The 9153-nt window shown below is 66.8% G+C and carries 7 protein-coding genes and 1 pseudogene; 1 reads left to right on the forward strand and 7 read right to left on the reverse strand.

Annotation, left to right across the window (positions count from 1 at the left end; genetic code table 11):
* From FKP22_RS12530 to FKP22_RS12550, 5 genes are all read right to left on the reverse strand, one after another.
* A partial coding sequence (locus tag FKP22_RS12530; protein ID WP_141287823.1) for an acetyl-CoA carboxylase biotin carboxylase subunit occupies positions 1-1323 on the reverse strand: 1323 nt, incomplete at its 3' end.
* Positions 1324-1350: 27 nt separating this feature from the next.
* Entirely contained in the window at positions 1351-2139 is a 789-nt protein-coding gene (locus tag FKP22_RS12535) for an enoyl-CoA hydratase/isomerase family protein (RefSeq protein WP_141287824.1), read from the reverse strand.
* 4 nt (positions 2140-2143) lie between these two features.
* Entirely contained in the window at positions 2144-3775 is a 1632-nt protein-coding gene (locus FKP22_RS12540) for a carboxyl transferase domain-containing protein (protein WP_141287825.1), read from the reverse strand.
* The gene (locus tag FKP22_RS12545) at positions 3772-5493 is read right to left on the reverse strand and encodes an AMP-binding protein (protein ID WP_141287826.1); all 1722 of its coding nucleotides are present in this window, start codon (positions 5491-5493) and stop codon (positions 3772-3774) included. The genes FKP22_RS12540 and FKP22_RS12545 overlap by 4 nt, the downstream gene beginning before the upstream one ends.
* 22 nt (positions 5494-5515) lie before the next feature.
* Positions 5516-6688, reverse strand: coding sequence for an isovaleryl-CoA dehydrogenase (locus FKP22_RS12550; protein ID WP_141287827.1), 1173 nt, complete (start codon positions 6686-6688; stop codon positions 5516-5518).
* Between the two features lie 163 nt (positions 6689-6851).
* On the opposite strand from FKP22_RS12550, the gene FKP22_RS12555 reads away from it, so the two are divergent.
* The gene (locus FKP22_RS12555; protein ID WP_141287828.1) at positions 6852-7544 is read left to right on the forward strand and encodes a TetR/AcrR family transcriptional regulator; all 693 of its coding nucleotides are present in this window, start codon (positions 6852-6854) and stop codon (positions 7542-7544) included.
* A 92-nt stretch (positions 7545-7636) separates the two neighbouring features.
* Here the strand turns inward: FKP22_RS12555 and FKP22_RS12560 are convergent, their stop codons facing one another.
* Together FKP22_RS12560 and FKP22_RS32005 are read right to left on the reverse strand one after the other, a co-directional pair.
* Positions 7637-8725 carry a porin gene (locus FKP22_RS12560; protein ID WP_141287829.1) on the reverse strand — a complete coding sequence of 363 codons (1089 nt, stop codon included), beginning with the start codon at positions 8723-8725 and terminating at the stop codon, positions 7637-7639.
* Between the two features lie 212 nt (positions 8726-8937).
* Positions 8938-9153 (reverse strand): annotated as a pseudogene (locus FKP22_RS32005) (hypothetical protein); the annotation flags it as partial.

Consider the following 9153-nt stretch of genomic DNA (forward strand, 5'->3'; position numbering starts at 1 on the left):
CACACGGCGCAGGAAGGCCACGTTGGTGGCCAGGCCGACGATGTGGGTGTCGCGCAGCGCGGCGTCCAGCCGTGCCAGCGCCTGCTGCCGGTCCTCGCCCCAGACGATGAGCTTGGCGATCATCGAGTCGTAGAACGGGCTGATCGCGTCGCCCTCGCGCACGCCGGCGTCCACGCGCACCGGTGCGGTGGCATCCGTGCCTGCGGTGCGCTCGAAGGCCACGTGGGCCGGCCAGCGCAGCACGTCAAGACTGCCGGTGGCGGGCAGGAAGCCAGCGTCCGGGCTCTCGGCACAGATGCGGGCTTCGATGGCATGGCCGTGCATGCGCAACTCGTTTTGCTGCGCCGGCAGCGGCTGGCCATTGGCCACGCGCAACTGCCACTCGACCAGGTCATGGCCGGTGATGGCTTCGGTCACAGGATGCTCCACCTGCAGCCGGGTGTTCATCTCCATGAAATAGAAGCGCAGGTCGCCGTCGTTCACTTCCTCGGCAATGAATTCCACCGTGCCAGCGCCCACGTAGCCCACCGCCTTCGCGGCGGCGACTGCGGCGGCGCCCATCTCGGCGCGGCGCTCGGCGCTCATGCCCGGTGCTGGCGCTTCTTCCAGCACCTTCTGGTGGCGGCGCTGCACCGAGCAGTCGCGCTCGAACAGGTAGACGCACTGGCCTTGCGTATCGCCGAAGACCTGGATCTCGATGTGCCGCGGGCGCGTCACATAGCGCTCGACCAGCACATGGTCGCTGCCGAAGCTGCTGCGCGCCTCGCGCTGGCAGGAGGCCAGCGCGGCGATGAAGTCTTCGGCCTTGTCCACGCGTCGCATGCCGCGCCCGCCGCCGCCGGCGCTGGCCTTGATCAGTACCGGAAAGCCGATGCGCTCGGCCTGCTGCAGCAGGAACGTGGGCTCGTTGTTGTCACCGTGGTAGCCAGGCACCAGCGGCACGCCGGCCTTGTCCATCAGCGACTTGGCGGCAGACTTGCTGCCCATCGCGGCAATGGCGTCCGGCGGTGGGCCGATGAAGACCAGACCGGCCTCGGCGCAAGCGCGCGCGAAGGCTTCGTTTTCGCTCAGAAAACCGTAGCCCGGGTGCACCGCCTGCGCGCCAGTGGCCTTGGCGGCTTCGAGGATGCGCTGCCATTGCAGGTAGCTGTCCCTGGCCGCGGCGCCGCCAATGTGCACGGCTTCGTCGCAGGCCAGCACGTGGGCGGCTTGGGCGTCGGCGTCCGAGTAGACCGCCACCGTGCGGATGCCCATGCGTTTTGCCGTCTTGGCCACGCGACACGCAATTTCGCCTCGGTTCGCGATCAGGATCTTCTTGAACATCTTTGTTGTCTCCTTGGCGGTCTGGGCTCAGCTCGCGAGCCAGCCCGGCGGACGTTTTTGCAGGAAGGCGGACACGCCCTCCTTGCCTTCGTCGCTGCCGCGAATGTCGGCAATGCGCCTTGCGGTGTCTTCGCGCAGCGCGGGCGTGTTGGGCTGGCCGGCCAGGTCCTGCACCAGGCGCTTGCAGCTGCGCACGGCGGCAGGGCTGTTGGCGACCAGGGCCTGCACGATGGCGGCCACGCGCTCGTCCAGCTGTTCGGCGCTGCAGAGTTCATGGACCAGGCCGATGCGCTGCGCTTCGGCGGCGCTGAAACGCTCGGCGGTGGTGAAGTAGCGCTGCGCGGCGCGCTGGCCCATCGCGGCGATCACGTAGGGCGCGATGGTTGCCGGCATCAGGCCCAGCCTGCCTTCGCTGAGGCAGAAGTTCACGCTGTCCACGGCCACCAACACGTCGCACAGCGCCGCCAGGCCGACGCCACCGGCGTAGCAGTCGCCGTGCACGCGGCCGACGACGGGCACGGGGCACTGGTTCAGCGTCCACAGCATGTCAGCCAGCGCCTGCGCATCATCGCGGTTCTGGGTCCAGCTGTAGTCGGCCATCGCGCGCATCCAGTTCAGGTCCGCACCGGCACAAAAGGCCTTGCCGTGGCCGGCCAGCACGACGACGCGCAGGGCGCCGTCCTGGGCCAACCCTCGGAAGGTGGCAGTCAAGGCGGCGATGACTTCGTCGTTGAAAGCATTGCGCACATCCGGCCGGTTCAGCCAGACCTCGGCGACATGAGGGCTGGGGCGCTTGAGTTCGATCGGGGTGCTCATGGCTTTACATCCGGAAGACGCCGAACTTCGCGTCCGGGATTGGCGCGTTCAGGCTGGCCGACAGGCCCAGCGCGAGCACGCGGCGGGTGTCCACCGGATCGATCACACCGTCGTCCCACAGCCGGGCGCTGGCGTAGTACGGGTGGCCTTGCACCTCGTACTGGCGGCGGATCGGGTCCTTGAACGCAGCTTCTTCGTCGGCGCTCCACTGGCCGCCCTTCTGCTCAATGCCGTCCCGCTTGACGGTGGCCAGCACGCTGGCGGCCTGCTCGCCGCCCATCACCGAGATGCGCGCGTTCGGCCACATCCACAGGAAGCGTGGCGAATAGGCGCGGCCGCACATGCCGTAGTTGCCAGCGCCGAAACTGCCACCGATGATGACGGTGAACTTCGGCACATTGGCGCAGGCCACGGCGGTGACCATCTTCGCGCCGGCGCGGGCAATGCCTTCGTTCTCGTACTTGCGGCCGACCATGAAGCCGGTGATGTTCTGCAGGAACACCAGCGGGATCTTGCGCTGGCAGCACAGCTCGATGAAGTGCGCGCCCTTGTTGGCGCTCTCGGCGAACAGGATGCCGTTGTTGGCGACGATGCCCACCGGCATGCCTTCGATGTGCGCAAAGCCGCAGACCAGCGTGGCACCGTAGCGGGCCTTGAATTCGTCGAACTCGGAGCCGTCGACGATGCGGGCGATGATCTCGCGCACGTCGAAAGGCTTGCGGGTGTCGGTGGGGATGACGGCCAGCAGTTCCTCGGCCGGGAAGGCCGGCGGCCGCGGTTCGCGCAGCGCCATGTGCGCCAGGTGGGCCTGCTTGGGCCGGTTCAGGTGCGAGACGATCTGCCGGGCCAGGGCGAGGGCATGCGTGTCGTCCTGCGCCAGGTGGTCGGCCACGCCGGAGAGGCGGGTGTGCACGTCGCCGCCGCCGAGGTCCTCGGCAGTCACGACCTCGCCGGTGGCCGCCTTCACCAGCGGCGGCCCGCCGAGGAAGATGGTGCCCTGTTCCTTGACGATGACGGTCTCGTCGCTCATCGCCGGCACGTAGGCGCCGCCTGCGGTGCACGAGCCCATCACCACGGCGATCTGCGGAATGCCGCGTGCGCTCATGTTGGCCTGGTTGTAGAAGATGCGGCCGAAGTGGTCGCGGTCGGGGAAGACCTCGTCCTGGTTGGGCAGGTTGGCACCACCGGAGTCCACCAGGTAGATGCAGGGCAGGTGGTTCTGCTCGGCAATTTCCTGCGCGCGCAAATGCTTCTTCACCGTCAGCGGGTAGTAGGTGCCGCCTTTGACCGTGGCGTCGTTGCAGACGATCACGCATTCGATGCCTGACACCCGGCCGATGCCGGCAATGACGCCGGCGCAAGGCGCAGCGTCGCTGCCGTCCCTTTCTTTGTAGACCTCGAACGCCGCCATCGGCGCGATCTCGAGGAAGGCGGTGTCCGGGTCCAGCAGCATCTCGACGCGGTCGCGCGGCAGCAGCTTGCCGCGTGCGAGGTGCTTGGCACGCGCCGCCTCGCCGCCGCCTTCGGCGATCTTCGCGAGCCGGGCGTGGAGGTCGCCCACCAGTGCGCGCATGGCCTCTGCGTTGGCCCGGGAGGCTTCGCTGCGCGGGTTCAGTTGGGTGCTCAGCACGGTCATGCGGTCTTCTCTTCGTTGAGCCCAAGTTCCTGCTTCATCGCGTCGCGGATCTTGAACTTCTGGATCTTGCCGGTCACGGTCATGGGAAACGCGTCGACGAAGCGGATGTAGCGCGGCACCTTGTGGTGCGCGATCTGGCCCTTGCAGAAATCGCGCAGCGCCTGCTCGGTGAGCGGCTGGCCGGGCAGGCCCGGCTTGGCAATGACCCAGGCGCACAACTCCTCGCCGTACTTCAGGTCCGGCACGCCCACCACCTGCACGTCCAGCACCTGCGGATGGCGGTAGAGGAACTCCTCGATTTCGCGCGGGTAGAGGTTTTCGCCACCGCGGATCACCATGTCCTTGATGCGGCCGACGATGTTCACGTAGCCCTGGTCATCCATGGTGGCCAGGTCGCCGGTGTGCATCCAGCCATCGGCGTCGATGGCCTCGGCGGTCTTCTCCGGGTCGCCCCAGTAGCCATGCATCACCGAGTAGCCGCGGGTGCAGAGCTCACCCGTCTGCCCGGGGGGCACCACGGCACCCGACTCCGGGTCCACCATCTTCACCTCCAGGTGCGGCTGCACCGTGCCGACGGTGCTGACTCGACGGTCCAGCGGCGTGTCGGTGGCGCTCTGGCAGCTCACCGGGCTGGTTTCGGTCATGCCGTAGGCGATGGTGATCTCTTCCAGGTGCATCTGGCTGACCACGCGCTTCATCACCTCAATCGGGCAGGGCGAGCCGGCCATGATGCCGGTGCGCAGCGTGGAGAGGTCGAACTCGGCAAAGCGCGGGTGGTCCAGCTCGGCGATGAACATGGTGGGCACGCCGTGCAGCCCGGTGCAGCGCTCGGCCTGCACGGTTTCCAGCACGGCCAGGGGGTCGAAGCCGTCGTTGGGGTAGACGATGGTGGCGCCGTGCGTGAGGCAGGCCAGGTTGCCCAGCACCATGCCGAAGCAGTGGTACAGCGGCACGGGGATGCACAGCCGGTCGTCCGGGTCCAGCTTCATGCATTCGCCGATGAAAAATCCGTTGTTCAGGATGTTCCGGTGCGTCAGCGTGGCGCCCTTGGGAAAGCCGGTGGTACCACTGGTGAACTGGATGTTGATCGGGTCGGAGGACTTGAGCGTGGCGGCCACTTCGGTCACGCGCGCGTCGGCTGCATCGCCTTGCGCGAGCAGGTCCGAGAAGCGAATCAGGCCGGGTTCTTCCGCGCCTTCGCCGGCCAGGTCGATCCAGGCGATGGTGCGCAGCGCCGGCAGGCGGGCCGCCTGCAGGTGGCCGGGTGCGCAGTCGGTCAGCTCGGGCGCCAGCTCACGCAGCATGCCGAGGTAGTCGCTGGTCTTGAAGCGGGCCATGGTCACCAGCGCCTGGCAGCCGACCTTGTTCAGCGCATAGGCCAGCTCGGTCGTGCGGTAGGCTGGGTTGATGTTGACCAGCACCAGGCCCACCTTGGCGGTGGACAGCTGCATCAGCAGCCACTCCGCGTTGTTGTGCGACCAGATGCCCACGCGGTCGCCCGGCTGCAGGCCCAGCTTGAGCAGCGCGCTGGCCAGCCGGTTCACCTCGCGCTGCAGTTCGAGGTAACTGAATCGGCGGTCCTGGTGGCGGCTGACCAGGGCTTCCCGCGCCGGCTGCCGGCGGACCATGTCGTCGAAGAAATCGCCCAGGGTCTGTTCGATCAGCGGCACCGTGCACGGGCCGGCGTCCTGGCTGAGGGTCAAGGGATCACGTCGCATGAGGGTGCTCCTTGGCGGCTTGTCAGCAGGTCTCCGAGAACAGTTCGCGGCCGATCAGCATGCGGCGGATTTCGCTGGTGCCGGCACCGATTTCGTACAGCTTGGCATCGCGCCACAGGCGGCCGACCGGGAACTCGTTGGTGTAGCCCACGCCGCCCAGTGCCTGGATCGCCTCGCCGGCCATCCAGGTGGCCTTCTCGGCGGTGTAGAGGATCACGCCGGCCGCGTCCTTGCGCAGCGCTCGGCTGTGGTCGCCACGGTCACAGGCTTGGGCCACGGCGTACGCATAGGCGCGGCAGGCCTGGAAGGTCGAGTACATGTCGGCCAGCTTGCCCTGCATCAGCTGGAATTCGCCGATGCTCTGGCCGAACTGCTTGCGCTCGTGCACAAAGGGCACGACCGCGTCCAGGCAGGCGGCCATGATGCCCAGCGGGCCGCCGGAAAGCACCACGCGTTCGTAGTCCAGCCCGCTCATCAGCACCTTGGTGCCGTTGCCTTCACCGCCCAGCACGTTTTCTTCCGGCACTTCGCAGTTGTCGAAGAACAGCGGGAAGGTGTTGGAGCCTCGCATGCCCAGCTTGTCCAGGTGATGGCCGTGGCTGAAGCCCGTGAAGCCCTTCTCGATCAGGAAGGCGGTCATGCCGCGCGCGCCGAGCTCAGGCTCTGTTTTTGCGTAGACGACCAAGGTGTCGGCATCGCCGCCGTTGGTGATCCACATCTTGCTGCCATTGAGCAGGTAGCGGTCGCCCTTCTTCTCGGCGCGCAGCTTCATGCTGACCACGTCGGAGCCGGCACCAGGCTCGCTCATCGCCAGCGCGCCGGTGTGTTCGCCGCTGATCAGCTTGGGCAGGTACTTGCGCTTCTGCGCGTCCGTGCCGTTGCGGTTGATCTGGTTCACGCAGAGATTGGAATGCGCGCCGTAGGACAGGCCGACCGAGGCGCTGGCGCGGCTGATCTCTTCCATCGCCACCATGTGGGCCACGTAGCCCAGGCCAGTGCCGCCGAAGTCTTCGGAGACCGTCAGGCCGTGCACGCCCAACTCGCCGAGCTTGCGCCACAGATCGGCCGGAAACAGGTTGTCCTGGTCGATCTTCGCGGCGCGTGGCGCGATCTCGCTTTGTGCGAAATGGCGCACGGCGTCGCGCAGCGCGGCAATGTCATCGCCCAGCGGGAAGGTGAAGGTGGATTCGAACATCGGCTTGTCTCCTGTGCGGGCAGTGTGGGCTGGCGGGTTTTGCGGGTCATGTTGAGCTAAGCTCAATCATGTCCTGTGGCGCAGCCTGTATTTGGTTTGATCGGGTTCGAATCTAGCAGCATCCGGATTGCGGCACAAGGAGGATTTGAGTGATACTCAACAAATGATCAACCCAGCCCCCTTGGCGCGCCGCAACGCGGCCAGCGCAAAAAGCGAACAACGCATCCGGGACATCCTGCGCGTGGGCCGCGAAGTCTTCGCCGAGAAGGGCTATGAACACGCGACCACGGCCGACATCGCGCAGCGCCTGGGCGTGTCCGAGGCGACGGTCTTCACCTATTTCCGTGGCAAGCGCGAGCTGTGCCTGCGGGTGATCGAGGACTGGTACGACGAGATCATTGGCGCGATGGAGGCGGGCCTGCCGAAAGACCGGCCGGTGCGCGCGCAGCTGGAAACCTTTGTCGCCACGCACTTGCGGCTGTTCCTGATCCAGGGCACGGGGCTGTGCGCGCTGGTGCTGTCCGAAGGCCGCAGCAAGGGCCAGGTGCTGGCCGACAGCCTGCTGCCGCTGCAGCGCCGCTACACCGCGCCGCTGATGGAACTGCTGGCGCGCGGCCAGGCCAGCGGCGAGGTGCGCAGCGACCTGCCGTTGCGGTTGATGCGCTCGCTGGTGCTGGGGCCGATGGAGCACATCCTGTGGGAGGCCGTGGGCCAGCAGGAACGGGCCATCGACATTGACGCGACCGCGGCGGCGCTGGTGGGCATGCTGTGGTCCGCGCTGGCGGCGCCGGAAGCGGAGCTGAAGGCGCTGCGCGAGCTGAAGATCGCGCTGCGTCAGGCACTGGACCGGGCCTAGTGCCGGTCCGGTTCGGGCGTAAAAAAGGCCCCTGAAAGAAGCCTGTGAAGGTGATCGGAAGCCGGGTGCGACGACACCCGGCCCGGGCCCGATCAGAAACGGTGGCGAAGGCCGACCATGTAGCCCAGGCGCTTGGTCTCGCCGTTGGCAAAGGTGAACACCGGGTTGTCGCTCAGCTCGGTGTGGTCCACCTCGAGGTAGGCGTCGGTGCGCTTGGAGAATGCGTAGTCCAGCACGCCAGCGGCGAAGATGGCCTTGCCGGCGCCATCGGTGGTGCCTTCGCGGGAGTGTTGCTTGGCGTTCCAGTAGTGGCCGCCGATGTTCCACTGCGGCGTGAACTGGTAGGTCACGCCGGCCGACCACATGTCGCGCTTGTCCATGTTGGTGGACACGCCGAAATTGCCGTTGGTGCCGGCGTTGCCCAGCAGCGCGTTCAGCGTTGCACGGCTGAACTTGTCGTCCGGGTCGGTGCGTGCCCAGGCCAAGGTGACGTACCACGGGCCAGAGGAATAGGCGCCACCGACGGTCGCGGCCGTGACCTTGTTGTTGGCCGTGTCCTTCAATTGCTCGTAGGCGCCACCGACTGCGAAGGGGCCCATCTCGTAGCGCAGGTAGCCTGCGCGGGTCGAGTTCGAGCCATTGGTGTTGCCCTCGGCCGCGCTGGCTGCCAGGCCGATGCGCAGGCCGCTGAACTCGGCCAGGTACTTGACCATGTTGTTGTGGCGTGCGCCCAGCGACATGCCGATCTCTGGCTTGAACGCTTCGATGTACGGCGAGTACTTGAACGAGGCGTAGGTCGACGTGAAGACGTCGAACAACACGTTGTACTGGCGGCCCAGCGTGATGCGGCCGTAAGGTGTCTTCAGACCGACCCAGGCCTGGCGCCAGAAGTCGGTGGCGGCCACGGCGCCGGTGTCGACCAGGAAACGGTGCTCCATGTTGACCAGGCCTTGCATGCCGCCGCCCAGGTCTTCGACGATGTTGAAGCCGAGCCGGCTTTGCGACATGCCGCCTGGCGTGACGGACTTGCTGTCGTCGCCGCTGTTGGCGCCCTTCGGGCCGTCATTGGTTTGCACACGAACGCCGGAGTCCACGATGCCGTAGATGGTCACGGTCGATTGGGCCCAGGCGCCGGTGCCGAGGGCGCAAAGGGCTGCTGCGCACAGTACGGTTCTTTTCATGAGGTCTGTCTCCTGTTGATCAGACTTCATTGTGTAAGTTGCGCGCAACGCAGCACAGAGGCTTGTTGCAAGCCTCTCACGCGAGGTTTCCCACCTCGGGAAAGACCTTAGGGTGGTGTCAACCCCCTAGAGTGTTGCCTGTGTGACGCTTTGGTGCCGTCACTTTTTGTGTCACGCGTTGTCGCCTGGGCGACTCGGCGGGCCGCATCGGCTCAGCGCGTGACCCTGGCGCCGGCCCATGCGGGCTCGGCCTGCGTGTGGGCTGGCGCAGTCCGTGAGCCACCGCTGCGCAACGCCGGCAGTTCCACCTTCAGGTGCAGCAGCCAGCCGATCAGCAGGCTCAGCGACCAGGCGGCCAGCAGCCCCAGGCTGTTCAGCAGCAAAGCCTCGGGCCAGGCCCAGGCGACCAGCGCACCGACCAGCAGGCA

This window comes from Ideonella azotifigens, assembly GCF_006519715.1.
GTDB classification, from domain to species: domain Bacteria; phylum Pseudomonadota; class Gammaproteobacteria; order Burkholderiales; family Burkholderiaceae_C; genus Ideonella; species Ideonella azotifigens.